General features: G+C 58.4%; 15 protein-coding genes. 10 read left to right on the forward strand and 5 right to left on the reverse strand.

The genetic code is table 11. The annotated features are described in order from the left end of the window. Positions 1-63: 63 nt before the first annotated feature. From ACR3EP_RS06885 to ACR3EP_RS06895, 3 genes are all read right to left on the reverse strand, one after another. Positions 64-1,335 (reverse strand): MFS transporter, encoded by a 1,272-nt coding sequence (locus ACR3EP_RS06885; RefSeq protein WP_170375765.1) that lies wholly within the window; start codon positions 1,333-1,335, stop codon positions 64-66. 112 nt (positions 1,336-1,447) lie between these two features. Further along, a complete protein-coding gene (queA, locus tag ACR3EP_RS06890; protein ID WP_480638999.1) occupies positions 1,448-2,494 on the reverse strand; it encodes a tRNA preQ1(34) S-adenosylmethionine ribosyltransferase-isomerase QueA in 1,047 nt (348 codons plus the stop codon). Between the two features lie 31 nt (positions 2,495-2,525). Continuing rightward, the gene (locus ACR3EP_RS06895) at positions 2,526-5,903 is read right to left on the reverse strand and encodes a YhdP family protein (protein WP_480636986.1); all 3,378 of its coding nucleotides are present in this window, start codon (positions 5,901-5,903) and stop codon (positions 2,526-2,528) included. Between the two features lie 68 nt (positions 5,904-5,971). Here ACR3EP_RS06895 and ACR3EP_RS06900 point away from each other — a divergent pair, with 68 nt between their 5' ends. From ACR3EP_RS06900 to aqpZ, 6 genes are all read left to right on the forward strand, one after another. Continuing rightward, on the forward strand, positions 5,972-6,433 hold the full coding sequence (locus ACR3EP_RS06900) for a peroxiredoxin (protein ID WP_170396168.1): 462 nt from the start codon (positions 5,972-5,974) through the stop codon (positions 6,431-6,433). A gap of 61 nt (positions 6,434-6,494) precedes the next feature. Beyond that, positions 6,495-7,334, forward strand: a complete 840-nt coding sequence (locus ACR3EP_RS06905; protein ID WP_480636987.1) for a ferritin-like domain-containing protein — start codon at positions 6,495-6,497, stop codon at positions 7,332-7,334. 180 nt (positions 7,335-7,514) lie between these two features. After that, positions 7,515-8,840: a DUF5930 domain-containing protein gene (locus tag ACR3EP_RS06910; protein ID WP_480636989.1), complete on the forward strand. Its 1,326-nt coding sequence runs from the start codon at positions 7,515-7,517 to the stop codon at positions 8,838-8,840. Continuing rightward, positions 8,830-9,330, forward strand: coding sequence for a bactofilin family protein (locus tag ACR3EP_RS06915; protein ID WP_170349036.1), 501 nt, complete (start codon positions 8,830-8,832; stop codon positions 9,328-9,330). The genes ACR3EP_RS06910 and ACR3EP_RS06915 overlap by 11 nt, the downstream gene beginning before the upstream one ends. A 97-nt stretch (positions 9,331-9,427) precedes the next feature. After that, positions 9,428-10,249: a M90 family metallopeptidase gene (locus ACR3EP_RS06920; RefSeq protein ID WP_480636991.1), complete on the forward strand. Its 822-nt coding sequence runs from the start codon at positions 9,428-9,430 to the stop codon at positions 10,247-10,249. 122 nt (positions 10,250-10,371) lie between these two features. Continuing rightward, positions 10,372-11,058: an aquaporin Z gene (gene aqpZ, locus ACR3EP_RS06925; protein ID WP_170358950.1), complete on the forward strand. Its 687-nt coding sequence runs from the start codon at positions 10,372-10,374 to the stop codon at positions 11,056-11,058. A gap of 42 nt (positions 11,059-11,100) precedes the next feature. On the opposite strand, the gene ACR3EP_RS06930 is transcribed toward aqpZ, so the two are convergent. Continuing rightward, on the reverse strand, positions 11,101-11,649 hold the full coding sequence (locus ACR3EP_RS06930; RefSeq protein WP_170410218.1) for a peptidylprolyl isomerase: 549 nt from the start codon (positions 11,647-11,649) through the stop codon (positions 11,101-11,103). Beyond that, on the reverse strand, positions 11,642-12,148 hold the full coding sequence (locus tag ACR3EP_RS06935; RefSeq protein WP_170349040.1) for a peptidylprolyl isomerase: 507 nt from the start codon (positions 12,146-12,148) through the stop codon (positions 11,642-11,644). The genes ACR3EP_RS06930 and ACR3EP_RS06935 overlap by 8 nt, the downstream gene beginning before the upstream one ends. A gap of 132 nt (positions 12,149-12,280) precedes the next feature. On the opposite strand from ACR3EP_RS06935, the gene ACR3EP_RS06940 reads away from it, so the two are divergent. The 4 genes from ACR3EP_RS06940 to pdhA all read left to right on the forward strand — a co-directional run bounded on the left by ACR3EP_RS06940 (position 12,281) and on the right by pdhA (position 15,474). Continuing rightward, a complete protein-coding gene (locus tag ACR3EP_RS06940; protein ID WP_425080463.1) occupies positions 12,281-13,477 on the forward strand; it encodes a phosphoglycerate kinase in 1,197 nt (398 codons plus the stop codon). Between the two features lie 64 nt (positions 13,478-13,541). After that, entirely contained in the window at positions 13,542-13,886 is a 345-nt protein-coding gene (locus ACR3EP_RS06945) for a lysozyme inhibitor LprI family protein (RefSeq protein ID WP_480636993.1), read from the forward strand. A 132-nt stretch (positions 13,887-14,018) separates the two neighbouring features. After that, positions 14,019-14,318, forward strand: coding sequence for an FtsB family cell division protein (locus ACR3EP_RS06950; protein ID WP_170349043.1), 300 nt, complete (start codon positions 14,019-14,021; stop codon positions 14,316-14,318). 166 nt (positions 14,319-14,484) lie between these two features. Further along, the gene (pdhA, locus tag ACR3EP_RS06955) at positions 14,485-15,474 is read left to right on the forward strand and encodes a pyruvate dehydrogenase (acetyl-transferring) E1 component subunit alpha (RefSeq protein ID WP_170349044.1); all 990 of its coding nucleotides are present in this window, start codon (positions 14,485-14,487) and stop codon (positions 15,472-15,474) included. Positions 15,475-15,478: the final 4 nt, after the last annotated feature.

Consider the following 15,478-nt stretch of genomic DNA (forward strand, 5'->3'; position numbering starts at 1 on the left):
TAAGGATGTTTTTCAGGATTGTAACAGTAAAAAATTGCAACATTCGCGACATATTCTTGTGTCTTAGGCAACATCTTGCGTTTCGGCCTCGGCTTCGGCGGCCTCAATGGCAACCTCTTGCGCCACTTCAACCGCAACTGGCGAGGCCGTCGGATAGACCGGGGACATGGTGCCCGTCTCATCCACCGGGATCGCCGCACGCTGTGTCATACGGTACAGCGCATAAACAGCCATCGTCGCAAGTAACGCGGCGATGAACAGGAAGAACCCCTGCGGGCCAAAGACGCTGTCCCCCATCAGCCAGCCGGTGATCAACGGGCCGGCAATCGCGCCAAGACCGTTGATGAACAGCAAACCGCCCGAGGCTGCGGCCATGTCTTCATGATCCAGAAAATCGTTCGCGTGGGCGATCAACAGCGAATAAAGCGGGTTCGACATTCCCCCGATCACAAAGGCCGCGCCCAACAGGATCGGGAAAGTGACGCCGAATAACATGCCCGCTAATGCAGCACACGTTCCCACCCCTGCAACCAACATGATCAGGAAACGGCGGTCCATGCGGTCCGACATCCAACCCAGCGGGTATTGCAGCACCAAGGCACCGACATAGAACGCAGCGATAAAGGTCGATATTTCAACCAACGACAGACCCGCGCGGGCACCATAGACCGACGCCATACCGAACTGAGCCGAGAATACACCACCCAGAAGAAACATACCGACACAGCCCAGCGGCGAGCTTTTGAAAAGTTCGCGTAAGGTCATTGGTTTGGTTGTGTCGAACGCCGGTGTTGGTGAAATAGACAGCAGGATTGGCGCAAATGAGACGGAAACCAGGATGGAGGCAATCACGAAAGTGTCAAACCCAGCCGGGTCGCCCAACAATACCAGCCCTTGGGCAGTGATGATGCCGGTCATCTGGAAAATCATATAAAGCGACAGCGCCTGACCGCGGTTCTCGTTGCTGGCCGCGTTGTTCAACCAGCTTTCTGCCGTGACGTACACGCCGGAAAAGCAAAATCCGATCACGACACGACCCAAAATCCAGATGACCGGGTCGGTCATCAATGGGTACAGGATCATGACGGCCGAGATGAATGAGGCCAACGCCGCAAACACACGCACATGCCCAACCCGTCGGATCATCTCGGGCGCCAGACGCGACCCGCCCAGAAATCCCATAAAATAGGCTGACATCACAAAGGACATTTGCAGGGTCGAAAAGCCCTCGATCTCACCCCGAACCCCCAGGATCGTCCCTTGCAGGCCGTTTCCGACCATCAATAGGCCCATACCAAGAAGAAGCGCCCACGCGCTGGACAGGACCTGAATCATTGGGGCCTCCGAAAAATGCCGACCTGAACTCTGGATTCGTTTTTATATGAAAAACGGCTCTGATCGCGCTTGTCTACGACATTGCAGGTAGACGATCCCGACAACGCGCCCCTTATGGGATCAAAAGCGACGCGTCTCCGTAGGAAAAGAAACGATATTTCTGTTCAATCGCATGGGCGTAGACATCACGCATCCGGTCCTGCCCCATCAGTGCCGAAACCAGCATCAGGAGGGTGGATTTCGGCAGATGGAAGTTGGTCATCAACGCGTCGGTGACGTAGAATTCAAAACCGGGATAGATGAAGATATCAGTATCACCCTCCCACGGCTCGATCTGCCCGGACCGTGCGGCGCTTTCGATCAGGCGCAGGGCGGTGGTGCCCACGGGGATCACCCGCCCTCCGGCAGCTTTGGTGGCGCGGATTTCTTCGACGGCCGAGGCGCTGACCTTGCCCCATTCGGCGTGCATCTTGTGGGTGGTCACGTCTTCGACTTTGACCGGCAGGAAGGTCCCAGCCCCCACATGCAAGGTCACGTGGCTGATGGCGACACCACGGGCTTCAAGCACCTGCATCAGCGCCTGATCAAAGTGCAGCGATGCCGTGGGGGCTGCGACGGCACCCGAATTGCGTGCCCAGATCGTTTGATAATCGGTCTTGTCTTGTTCGTCCGCCGGGCGTTTGGCCGCAATGTAGGGCGGCAACGGCATTGCGCCGGCCTGTTCCAGCGCGGCATCGAAATCCTCGCCCGTCAGGTTGAATCGCAGATAAGCCTGGCCATCTTCGACCCGGTCCAGCGTGGCGCTGAGGTCATCGGAAAACCTGATGTCTTCACCCAGCTTGACCTTTTTCAGCGGTTTGATCAGCGCCCCCCATGTGCCGTCGGCCTGCGGGTCCAGCAAGGTCGCTTCGATCGCGGCCGAGACCGGCCCCTGTGCGGTGTCGCGATGGCGGCGACCGTTCAGGCGCGCGGGGATAACGCGCGTATCGTTCAGCACCAGCCGGTCACCGGGTTTCAGCCAATCCGGCAGATCAAACACATGGGCGTCCGTTACCGTTTCACCATTGGCCACAAGCAGCCGCGCGGACGAGCGTGGGCTCGCCGGGCGTGTGGCAATCAGGTCTTCGGGCAGGTGGAAGTCAAAGTCGCTGAGTTTCATGGCCGCGCCATACAGCGCCCCACTTCCCAATTCAACGGTCTGATGGTGGTGCCCCGAAAGTTCGTTTCGGCTCATCCGGTTTTATCGGCTGTGCATTTGGCCCATCGGACACCGTGGGTGCTGGAGCCCTCAGTAGGTTTCGCAGAAACAGTGGTGCCAGCCCAGACAACGGATTGACCGACACTTTCGGGTCCCGCAACGGTCCGGTCAGGGTATAGTTGAAACCGATGACGCCCTCACCTTTTTTAGTGAAAACACTGCCAATCGCGTTCACCAGATAGATCGGAGAAATCGCGCCACGCAGGTTCAGCGTTCCGGCAACCGTGTTGATGGTGCCGTCAAAGGACAATCCCATCGACGGACCTACCGCGCTGCCGCTGAGGACTTTGACCTCGGTCGGGGTGATGCGCATCCGGCTTTCGATTGACGAGAAAAAGATGCCCTGCCCGGCCATTTCATTGACCAGACCAACAAGGCTGATGGCGTTCAGCAGTGCGGCCATGGCCGGGGCATCCTTGATATACGTATTGGTGATCTTCGCGATGACGTCGTAATTGCCGGGCCCCGCAACCGGTTCCAGTTGCACGTTCAGGGATCCGCTTCGCGCCTGTGTGATCATGCCCGCAGACCGCAGAACTGCCCCGGCGTCCCCCGAGGTTAACGTCACTGCGCTGCGGCCCGCGCGCGGGGAGACCTGTCCGCGCACGGGGGCGCCCCCGTTTACGTTCGCTGTGAAGGAGCCGTTAATGCCACCAGTGGTTTGAAACGCACCCTTGAACCCGGTCAGGGCTATGGTCTCGGTCACTTGCAGACGGTCCAACGTGACGTCCATTCGGGGTCCCGTGCCCGAGCCGCCGCCGCTGCTGCTGCCAAAGGTCGCGCGGCCCAGGTTCATCACGCCGCCCAGCACCCGAATATCCGGCACTGCCCCACCTCGATTGACAAGCTCCGCCGGAACCGCCAGCCAATTGCCTAGATCAAAGGAACTGAACTGAACCCGGTCGAAATCTCCGTCGTTGAACGAGATCGACGCGGTGGTGCGCAATCCGGCTGCATCCAGCTTAAGTTCGTCCACTCGCAGGTTGTCCCCCAGCGTGGCCTCAAGCGTCATCGTGCCGGGCGTGCCCGTCCCCTTGCGCCAGCCCAGTTCGGGAATAGCCAGCGCGACGCCTTTCAAATCGGACGATGCGGTCAGCTTTGGCGGAGTACCTGCGCCAATACCCAGCGCAATATCCGCCGTGCCCTGCCCCGTCAGCATCCCCCGAGGCAACCCGGCATTCAACTCGGTCATCAATCGGGGGGACAATTCGATCTGGCCCGTCAATTCGCTGCGCTGCGCTTCGGTTCCACCGATCGGTTGTCGCCAAGCAGCTTGGATGGGGACATCGCCAAACAATCCTTCGCCGGAAATTTTAACGCCGGTTTGGTTGCCTTCAAGCGCAAGCTGGTCGGCGCTGACCGAAAAGCCAGGAACCAGTTTGTCACTTTCTACATTGTCGATATCACCAAGAAAGTGGAATTCGGTGTCTTCGAATTTCAACCCCTTCTTCATTGGCAGCGACAATGTTCCGGCAAGATTTACAGCACCTTCGACCAGATCAACCGGCAGGTTCGCTTTGGTTAGCAAGCTGAGCGGCGGGCGATCAAGCAGCGACAACGCAGCGGTCGCACTCCCTTTGGCCGTGATCCGGGTAATCGACGGGGAAATCCCCTTGATCTCGGTATCGGGGATGATGAAGGACGTGCCCGTGGCATCAACTGCGCCCCCTTCATCCGCGATGACAACACCCGATTCAGCGGTGGCGGTGAAACGGTGATTGATCAGACTGGCCTGTCCCTGTGCGTTCTCAAGCGGCGGCATGGTCTTGGCGAACCTGATCTTTGCCTCGTCAAAACCGAAATCCAGATAGATATCTGGTTTGTTGTCTGGTCGCAGCCGCAAAGCAAAGTCAACGTCCGAGAACCGCCCCTCATACAAATTCTCTTGGACCCAAAGCCGTGGTTTTGACGCCAGGCGTTCAGGCCAGTAGTTCAACAACTCATCCCCGTTCATGCTGTCCAGATGTGCATCCAGTTGCGCCGCCCAACCCTCGGGTTCGCCGATCAGCTTGCCAGAACCCAGCAACCGATAGTTGGCGTCTTCGACCATGATCTGACCCAACCGCAATTCGAACGGGGCCAATTTCATTTTCATATCAAGTTCGGCGCGTGCCAGGTTCAGCGCTTCTGGAAACAGGTTGGCCGGGTTGATGTTGATGTTGCTGAGGCTCAGCTGCGAGGTCAGGCTTTCCAACGCACCGTTTTCAATTCCACGCAGGAACGCCTTACCCTCGGCATGAAACGCGCCCCATGCGGACACCACCGAGACTTCGTTGAAGTCCAGCTCCTGCCGTGTGGGATTGTAGGTGAAGTAGGTTCTGGCGGACTCGAATGGAATGGGGCGCGTTTCCTGCGTGGGCTGCACCGCGCCTGCTCCAAGGTTTAGCGTTGCAAACAGCGGCCCCAACGCCGCCTTGTCGTCAATGCTGCCGCGCAACGCCCCAGAGATCGGTGCCTTGAGAACCTGCAACCACGACAGGGCAAGACTTTGGCTGGCAATATCTTCGGCTGGCAGGTCGGTGATCGAAATGCCGAACCGCGCCTGTGGCGTACCCAGAACACTGGTATAGTTCGCCTCGATCGAGCTTGCATAGTCGCGCCCGGTCAGCACGGAAAACCCCGTGGCCAGATGCATCTCATCGCCGGTGCGGGTCACAGTGATATGCCCCCCGTCGAATACCCAGGCCCGCCCAAGACGCAGATCCTGATAATCCAGCGTCAGCGATTCCAAGTCGACCGAACGCAACCCGGACAGGATAGGCGACAGGAATACATCATCCGATTGCTCGATCAGTTGGGCCAGGTCCGGTGCTTGCTGCACAGGGGCGCTGCCTGAACCAACTGTCAGCGACAATGCCCCGTCCAGACCCCGGGTCAGCGCGATCTGTGCATCGCGAAGGATGATGCGGCGCGGGCGGATTTGACCCCGTAAAAGCCCGCGCATCGACAATCGGGTGCGCAGGTCCGAAACCTGCGCAATCTGCTGCCCGGCTGCGTCGCTGATCGTCACGTCGCTCAGCTGCAGACGGGGACGCCATTCCTCATTCACGATAAAGTTGACGTCGCCAAACCGGATTTTCAGCCCTCCGAGGCTGTGTTCAAGGCGCAGTTCAACCTGCTTTCGCAACCATTCGGGTGCATGAAGATTCTGGCCGATCAGAAAAAACCAGCCCACAAAGACCAACAGCCCCAGCGACAGGACCGTCCAACCGGAAAAATGCGCGGCAATACGACGACGGGACCCGCGACGCCGGGGCTTTTTGGGCTGCGACGCACTTTTGTCTTCGTGCTGCACCAATTTTCTATCCACGTCTTCCAACCCGCCCGCGCCGCCCTATGATGTCGGGCAGCCCTTAAAAAACTTTAGCGGAGTTTCCAATGCCCGACGTTTCAGACATCGCCCCTGATTTCACTTTGCCCCGCGACGGAGGCGGCGAGGTCACATTGTCAGCCCTGCGCGGCGGCACCGTCGTTCTGTTCTTCTATCCTCGTGATGATACGCCGGGCTGCACCAAGGAATCCATCGGTTTCTCGGAACAACTTCAAGCCTTTGGTGACGCGGGCGCTCACGTTTTCGGCATCTCGCGGGACAGCGTCGCCAAGCACGACAAGTTTGTTGCCAAGCACAATCTGACCACTCCGCTGTTGTCGGATGAGGGCTCGTCGGTCTGCGAGGACTATGGCGTATGGGTTGAAAAGAATATGTACGGTAAGAAATCGATGGGCATTCAGCGCTCGACATTCATCATCGACGCCGATGGCAAAATCGCCAAGATCTGGCGCAAGGTTAAAGTGCCCGGTCACGTGGATGAGGTGCTGGAAGCCGTACGGGCGATGTAACGCCCCTCGACCACGCGCGCCATCCGGTCTAAGAGCCGCGCGTGCAATCAAGCGGAGAAACATGGTGCCCAAAACGCTGACCCAGATGGCGACTGAGGTTCTGACAACGGCGGATGGTCGGGAAAAAACCGCCCTGTCCAAAAGTCATGCCGCCGCGTGGTTCGCATCGCGCAGCGGTGACGCGCCAGAGATCGAGATCGGCACCGCTACGCCACCGCTGCAACCCGCGCGCCCGGATCAGCCTGAACTGCTTTCCCCGCGCGAGGTACCGAAACGGAAACCGGGTACAGAAGCGGGCCGTATCGCCCTGCTACACGCCGTCGCGCATATCGAGTTGAACGCCGTCGATCTGCATTGGGACATCATCGCCCGCTTTGGTCATGTACCTATGCCTGTCGGGTTTTATGACGACTGGGTTAAATGCGCCGAAGAGGAATCGCGTCATTTCGAGATGGTGTGCGATTGCCTTGAGGCCATGGGCAGCAACTATGGCGCTCTGCCCGCCCATGCCGGGATGTGGCGCGCGGCCGAGGACACCGCCGAAGATTTGATGGGTCGATTGGCCGTGGTTCCCATGGTGCTTGAGGCACGCGGGCTGGACGTGACCCCCGGCATGATCGATATATTCCGCAAGGCCAAGGACGAAAAAGCTATCGCTGCGCTGGAAGTCATTTATGCCGAAGAGGTCGGGCATGTGGCTTATGGCTCGAAATGGTTTCATTTCCTGTGTGGGCGCGAGAATGCCGATCCCAAGGATGTTTTTCACCAATTGGTTCGCCGGTACTTTCACGGCGTGTTGAAGCCACCTTTCAACGAAGAAAAACGCGCCGAGGCCGGGTTGCCGCCTGATTTCTACTGGCCCCTGACCGAGGAGCTGCCCGCGCCCGGCTCGGCGCAATAAACGCGCGCAAATTGATGTTATCGGCAATTTCCCGCCGAGATTTGGCGGGAATAACGCGGTTTCATGTGTGAACTAGTTTACAAACTTGCCCAAATCACGCGTGCCCTCTATGCACTTCGCCAAAGGGACGGCTATCACTCACGACCGGTCCCGAATCTTGGGGATGAGAGGTGAAGACGCGTGCGAACACGTCTGGCAATTAAGTTACACTCACTGCTCGAGCGGCATTTTCCCGAACGCCGAGTCTTTCTGAAATCTGACAACGACACGCGGTTTATCCGGCTCAGCTCGGAATCGCAGATATTCGCCGTCGCCGGCGTTGCGGTGTTTGTTGGCTGGACCACAGTCGCTACGGCGATTTTGCTGATGGACAGCATCGGATCGGGTAACTTCCGCGAGCAAGCCAAGCGGGATCAGGCGACCTATCAAGACCGTCTGAACATCCTGTCGACGGAACGGGATGCCCGCGCGCAAGAAGCGCTGGCCGCGCAAGACCGGTTCAACGCGGCGCTGGAACAGATCTCGGCGATGCAATCGGAGCTGCTGGCGTCGGAAAACCGCCGCCGCGAGCTTGAGACCGGGATCGAGGTCATCCAGACTACCCTGCGCGCCACGATGAAACAGCGCGAAGAGGCCCGCACCGAGCTGGCCAGCATGCAGGTCGAGACCGATGACGGCGACATTTATATGACCGCCGCAGGCGACCCGGAACAAATGAATTTCATGACCGACGCTCTGGTCCGGACGGCACAAGAGCGCGACCAAATCGCCGCCGATGCACAGGATGCTCTGGCGCAGCGCGACGATCTTGAGTTGGAAATCCGTTTGATGCAGGAACGCAGCGACGAGATTTTCCGCCAGCTGGAAGAGGCGATGATTATCTCGGTTGAGCCTCTGGACAAAATGTTCCGCCAGGCCGGCATGCCCACCGACCGTATTATCGAAGAAGTCCGCCGCGGCTATAGCGGCATGGGTGGCCCCCTCACCCCCATCTCGTTCAGCACGCGCGGAGAGGACCTGACCCCCGACGAAATCCGCGCGAATGTGTTGCTGCAACAGATGGACCAGCTGAACCTGTACCGCATTGCCGCCGAAAAAGCCCCCTTTGCCAGCCCGGTGCATGATGTGGTGCGCTTTACCAGCGGCTTTGGCACGCGACGGGATCCAAAAACCGGGGGGCGGCGCATGCACAATGGGGCGGATTTTGCCGGTGCCCACGGAACCGACATCTTTGCCACCGCCGACGGAATCGTCACCCATGCGGGCTGGCAATCCGGGTTCGGCAGGCTGGTGAAAATCAAGCACGCGTTCGGGGTTGAGACTCTTTACGCTCATAATACCAAGATCCGGGTCAAGGTTGGCCAAAGGGTCTCGCGCGGGGATCATATTGCTGATATGGGTAGCACTGGACGGTCTACCGGCACGCATCTGCACTATGAGGTTCGCGTCGACGGTGTGCCAAGAAATCCAATGACTTACATTAAGGCTGCGAGAAATGTTTTCTAAGAGCAAAATCAACGAGCCCGCATCCGACGCCCCCGAGACAGCAAAACCTGCTGCTCCGGCGACACCGGCTGCCCCTGCACCGGCGGAAACCAAGGCCAGCACCGCACCCAAGCCCAAACCTCCGGCATCGGTTCTGTCCTCGGATCTGCACATCACAGGCAATCTGAAAACCACGGGCGACATCCAGGTCGAAGGCACAGTAGAAGGCGACATCCGCGCGCACCTGCTGACCATCGGCGAAACCGCGACCATCAAGGGCGAAGTCACCGCTGATGACGTCGTGATCAACGGCCGCATCGTGGGCCGCGTGCGTGGCCTAAAGGTGCGCCTGACCTCGTCTGCCCGTGTCGAAGGCGACATCATTCACAAGACCATCGCCATCGAAAGCGGCGCGCATTTCGAAGGTTCAGTGCAGCGTCAGGACGACCCGCTGAATCCTGGCCGCAGCGGCAAGTCGGGCGCCAACCCGGCGGCCGAGGTCAAGCAGTAACACTGCCCCTAAATTTGAATAAGCAAACGCCGCGGGTCAGCCTGCGGCGTTTTTCTTTTGCCCTTGCCGGTTGCTGTGGTCGGTATAGGGTTCTGACATGTTGATCTTTTTCTCTATCCTTCTGTTGATTTTGGGCTTCTTTCTGTACCGCCACTGGTCAAAGTCCCAAGCGCGGCAGGCCCTGCTGGCCACGCCCTTGACCGACCACCAGCGCAGGCTGATCGAGCAGCAAGTACCACTGATCCGCCGCCTTCCCGCCGATCTGCGGGCCAAGCTGGACGGCAAGGTGAACCTTTTGCTGGACCAGGTGGAGTTCCACGGCTGCGACGGGCTGGAGGTCACCGAAGAGATGGAGCTGGCCATTGCTGCGCAAGCCAGCCTTTTGTTGGTTAACAGCGACCTTTGGTACGATCACCTGACAACCATCCTGATCTATCCTAGCGCCTTCAAATCACGTCAGCGGCGGCAAGATGGCTATGTCGTCAGTGAAAAAGAGATCGTACGCACCGGCGAAAGCTGGGATCGCGGGCCGGTCATTCTGTCGTGGTCGCACAGCAAGCAAGGCGCCGCGAATGATCACGATGGGCAGAACGTCGTCCTGCACGAGTTTGCGCATCAGGTCGATGACCTGTCTGGGGGCACCAACGGCGTTCCGATCCTGAGCGACGGTCAGAGCTTTGCGGAGTGGGAACGTGTTTTCCTGACAGCCTATGACGCCCACGTTCGCGCAGTCGAGCATAGCCAACATACGGTTATCGATCCCTATGGTGCCGTGGGTCACGAAGAGTTCTTTGCCGTGTCGGTCGAGGTGTTTTTTGAACAGCCCCGGCAGCTCAAGGCCGCTGTTCCCGATGTCTACAAACAGCTGTCAAAGCTGTTTCGACTGGATCCAGCCAGTTGGGACAACGCAAAGAAATGAAGCCAACAGGGACGTGAAAAGTCATCCCTGAACACAGTTGGAGAATTTTCTCCTTATCCTAACATTTCACAAATTGTGATTTTTGAATTACGCTTAAACCAGTGTTTTCAGGAGGGATTTTCATGGCACCTAAACTCATGGCCGAGTTCTTCGGCACATTCTGGCTGGTACTGGGCGGGTGCGGCAGCGCCGTTCTGGCGGCTGGCGTTGCTGACGTAGGCATCGGCTGGTTGGGCGTTTCCTTTGCCTTCGGCCTGACGGTTCTGACCATGGCATACGCGGTTGGACATATCTCGGGCGGGCATTTCAACCCGGCGGTCAGCCTTGGCTTGATGATCGGAGGCAGGTTCCCGGCGCAAGAACTGATCCCCTATTGGATCGCGCAGGTGATCGGCGCCATTGCTGCTGCGGCCGTTTTGTACCTGATCGTCAGCGGCGCACCAGGGTTCGAAGGTGTTGGCGGGTTCGCCTCGAACGGGTACGGCGAAGCGTCACCCGAAGGTTATTCAATGATGTCCGCATTGGTGATCGAGATCGTGATGACCGCGTTCTTCATTGTGGTCATACTGGGCGCAACATCCAACTTTGCACCTGACGGGTTCGCTCCGATCGCGATTGGCCTTTGCCTGACCCTGATCCACCTGATTTCGATCCCGGTGACCAACACGTCGGTCAACCCGGCACGTTCTACCGGCGTGGCCCTGTTTGCTGATGGCCCGGCGCTGGCGCAGCTCTGGCTGTTCTGGGTCGCCCCACTTATCGGCGCAGCCATCGGGGCGCTGATTTGGCAAATGATGGGTGACGACTGAGACAAAAAAGCCCCGATGCCGATGCGCATCGGGGCTTTTTTATTATTCGGTGACGGTGACTTTTTTCATCACGTCCGGTTGACCGATCACAGCGCCGTTCGGGCCGTCACCGCGCTTAATCGCGTCCACCACGTCCATGCCGTCAGTGACCTGACCGACAACCGTGTATTGGCCGTTCAGAAACGGACCCGGTTCGAACATGATGAAGAACTGCGAATTCGCGCTGTCTGGATCCTGCGCTCGCGCCATGCCGACTACACCGCGGTCATAGTTGAAATCCGAGAACTCTGCAGGCAAATCGGGGCGATCAGATCCACCGGTTCCGGCACGACGCATGTCTCCACCGATACGGCCGAATTCAACATCACCGGTTTGCGCCATGAAACCGTCGATGACACGGTGGAACACCACGCCGTCATACTTGCCCTCAGAGGCCAGAGCACTGATCTGCTCGACATGTTTGGGGGCGATGTCATCAAATAGGTCAACGGTGACGGTGCCGTTGGCGCCCTCACCTTCGATCTCGATCTGCAGGCCCGTGGCCAGCGCAGGGCTGGTTAGCAGGGCAAAAGCGGCGGCCAGCTTATACATCAGACGCAACCTTGACGCTGATCATGCGGTCGGGGCTTGCAGGCGGCTCGCCACGCACGATGGCGTCAACATGCTCCATCCCGTCGATGACGCGGCCGTAAACGGTGTACTGGCCATTCAGGAAATGGTTGTCCTTGAAGTTGATGAAAAACTGCGAGTTGGCCGAGTCCGGGTTTTGCGAACGGGCCGCTCCCAAGGTGCCACGGTCATGTGGCAGCTTCGAGAATTCTGCCGGGACGTTCGGCAAAGACGAGCCGCCAGTACCCGCCATACGCAGGTTGAACCCGTCTTCCATGTCGCCGTGCTGCACGTCGCCGGTTTGCGCCATGAAACCGTCGATCACACGGTGGAAGGCCACGTTGTCATACTCACCACCACGCGCCAGTTCCTTCATCCGGGCGCTGTGCTGCGGGGCAACATCCGGCAGCAGCTCGATGACGACATTGCCGTCTTTCAGTTCCATGATGATCGTGTTTTCGGGATCCTTGATCTCGGCCATGAGGCCCTCCTGTCGTTTATCTTGCGCAAATACCTATGCGCCACGCGCGTGAATGCCAAGTGACGCATTGACCTGAAGGCAAAATGCAGGAAAAGAACCGCCTGAATCTGTTGTAATGGCAAGGATAGAGCGATGGGCTGGAAAACTCTGGACGATATGGACCTGAACGGCAAACGCGTGCTGGTGCGCGTCGATATCAACGTGCCGGTTGTTGACGGGGTTGTGACCGATGCGACCCGTATTCAGCGTATCGTCCCCACCGTGCGCGATATCCTCGCAGCAGGCGGCAAGCCCATTCTGCTGGCCCATTTCGGTCGCCCTGGTGGCGAGCGGCGCGAGAACCTGTCGCTCAAACAATTGATCCCCACGCTTGAAGCCGCCTTCGGCACCGAAGTTCTATTCGCCGCAGATTGCGTCGGCACCGAGGCTGATCTGGCCGCCGAAGCCCTGAAGCCCGGTCAGGTGCTGCTGCTGGAGAATACCCGCTTTCACGCCGCTGAAACCAAGAACGACGCCGATCTGGCCGCGGGCATGGCTAAGCTGGGCGATGTCTATTGCAACGACGCGTTCTCAGCCGCCCACCGCGCCCACAGCTCGACCGAGGCCATCGCGCGGTTGCTGCCCGCCTGTGCCGGTCGCCTAATGCAGGCCGAGCTGGAAGCGTTGGAAGGCGCACTGGGTGCGCCCAAGCGCCCTGTGACAGCGGTTGTTGGTGGGGCAAAGGTATCAACCAAGCTAGAACTGCTGGGCAACTTGATTGACAAGGTTGATTACCTGGTGATCGGTGGCGGTATGGCGAATACGTTTTTGGTCGCTCAGGGAGTTAGCGTTGGCAAATCATTGGCGGAAACAGCGATGAAGGACACCGCAGCCGAGATCTTGACCAAGGCTGAAACCTCGGGCTGTAAGATCGTATTGCCTTCGGACGTTGTGGTCGCCGAGAAATTCGAGGCAAATGCCCCACATCAGGTGTTGCCAGCCGATCAATGCACCGAAGACGGAATGATCCTGGACGCTGGTCCCGAAAGCGTAACGACCATTACGGACATATTTGGTCAGAGCCAGACCCTGATCTGGAACGGCCCGCTGGGCGCGTTCGAGATCGAACCCTTTGACACCGCCACCAATGCAGCGGCCCTAAAAGCGGCGGCGCTGACACGGTCGGGACAGCTGGTTTCGGTCGCTGGCGGCGGTGACACAGTCGCGGCGCTGAATGCATCCGGTGCGGCCAAGGATTTCTCGTATATCTCGACCGCTGGCGGCGCGTTCCTGGAATGGATGGAAGGAAAAACCCTACCCGGCGTCGCCGCCCTAGAAGGTCAGGCGTAAGGTCAAAATTGGTCGCATTTCGGGCCTCATGGTAGTCTCTCCTTGTTGAATCGGAGATTTTGTCATGAGGTTCATAGTCTGCCTGGTCGCCATATTGATACCTGCCTACTCTGCGGCACAATCCAGCTGCGAAGGGCAAACGCAACTCGACGCCAATTTCTGCGCCAAGGAAAAGTGGGAAATCGCTGATCGCGAACTGAACCGTATCTGGGCTGAGGTCAAACCAATGGCCGATGCACGTGGAAACGGTCAGGCCCTATTGGACGAACAGCGCGCCTGGCTGAAAGCGCGCGACGCAGCCTGCAACCCGGAACTGGATAGTGACGGCAGCGCGGCGCCCATGTTCTATTGGGCTTGCATGGAACAACAAACCCTGACGCGCAATCAGATCCTTAAGTCTGCGCGCTGAGAAACTTAATCCGACCATTCGCGAAAAAGTGCGAATCAAGGGATTCACAAGCCGAATCACCTGTGACATAGTGCGAACAGATGCCCGCAAAGGGCACGTTTTTGAGGCAGACTTCATACGGCGGTAAACAGAGTGTCCCGTTCCCATCGGCCCGGTTTGGGCGCAGTTGTATTCTTCATGGTGGCTTTCATGCTGGGTGTGTATTTCACCTTCGCCGCCGTGCAGGGCGACTATGGCCTATTCAGACGGGTCGAGATTGCAGCGGAACGGGACGCCCTGTCACAAGACCTGGCCAAGCTTAAGGCCGAGATCGCCGAGATGGATAACCTGACCCGCCGTTTGTCCGACACTTATTTGGACCTCGATCTGCTGGATCAGCAGGCCCGCTCGGTTCTTGGCATGATCCGTTCGGACGAAATTGTCATCCGCTAAGCCGGACCGACATTTTTCTTGGAAATCCAACTTTGCCAGAAGGTTCCCCCGGCCTGAAGCCGCGCGAAATGACGATGCGTCATATTTACTCTCGCCAGATTGCCGGAAATGCTCTATGAGATAGTTTAACGCTAAACTATCTGTCCGGAAGGGGGAGATCGCCACGATGGCTGCGCGAAAAACCACAAAGAAACCAAATGTTTCTGCGGAAGAGCTTAAAACCTACTACCGCGAAATGCTTTTGATCCGCCGATTCGAAGAAAAAGCAGGTCAGCTTTACGGCATGGGCCTGATTGGCGGGTTCTGCCACCTGTATATCGGGCAAGAAGCTGTCGTTGTGGGCCTTGAGGCCGCAGCCAAGGAAGGTGACAAGCGCATCACCTCATACCGCGACCACGGCCACATGCTGGCATGTGGGATGGAGCCGGGCGGTGTGATGGCCGAACTGACCGGGCGCGAAGGCGGGTTGTCCAAAGGTAAGGGCGGCTCGATGCACATGTTCTCGAAAGAGAAGCACTTCTACGGCGGCCACGGTATCGTTGGCGCGCAGGTGCCATTGGGTGCAGGTCTGGCTTTTGCCGACAAGTACAAGGGAAACGGCGGTGTGACCTTCACCTATTTCGGTGATGGCGCAGCGAACCAGGGTCAAGTCTATGAGACCTTCAACATGGCCGCGCTGTGGGAACTGCCGGTGGTGTTCGTGATCGAGAACAACCAGTATGCCATGGGCACCGCTCAGGCGCGTTCGACGTCTTCCGCTGACATCTACCACCGAGGTCAAGCCTTTGGGATACCGGGCGAAATGGTCGACGGCATGGATGTTCTGGCGGTTAAAGCCGCAGGAGAAAAAGCCGTCGCGCACTGCCGCGCAGGCAAAGGCCCCTACATTCTGGAAATCAAGACCTATCGCTATCGGGGCCACTCGATGTCCGACCCGGCCAAGTACCGCACCCGCGAAGAGGTTCAGAAGGTTCGTGAACAAAGCGACCCGATCGAACATGTGCGGGAGCTGTTGCTGACCGGCAAACACGCGACCGAGGAGGATCTGAAGGCGATCGACAAAGAGATCAAAGAGATCGTCAACCAGGCCGCCGAATTCTCGAAAGAAAGCCCCGAGCCGTCGCTGGATGAGCTCTGGACAGATATCTACGCCTGAGAGG

This window comes from Ruegeria sp. BB10, from assembly GCF_056535725.1.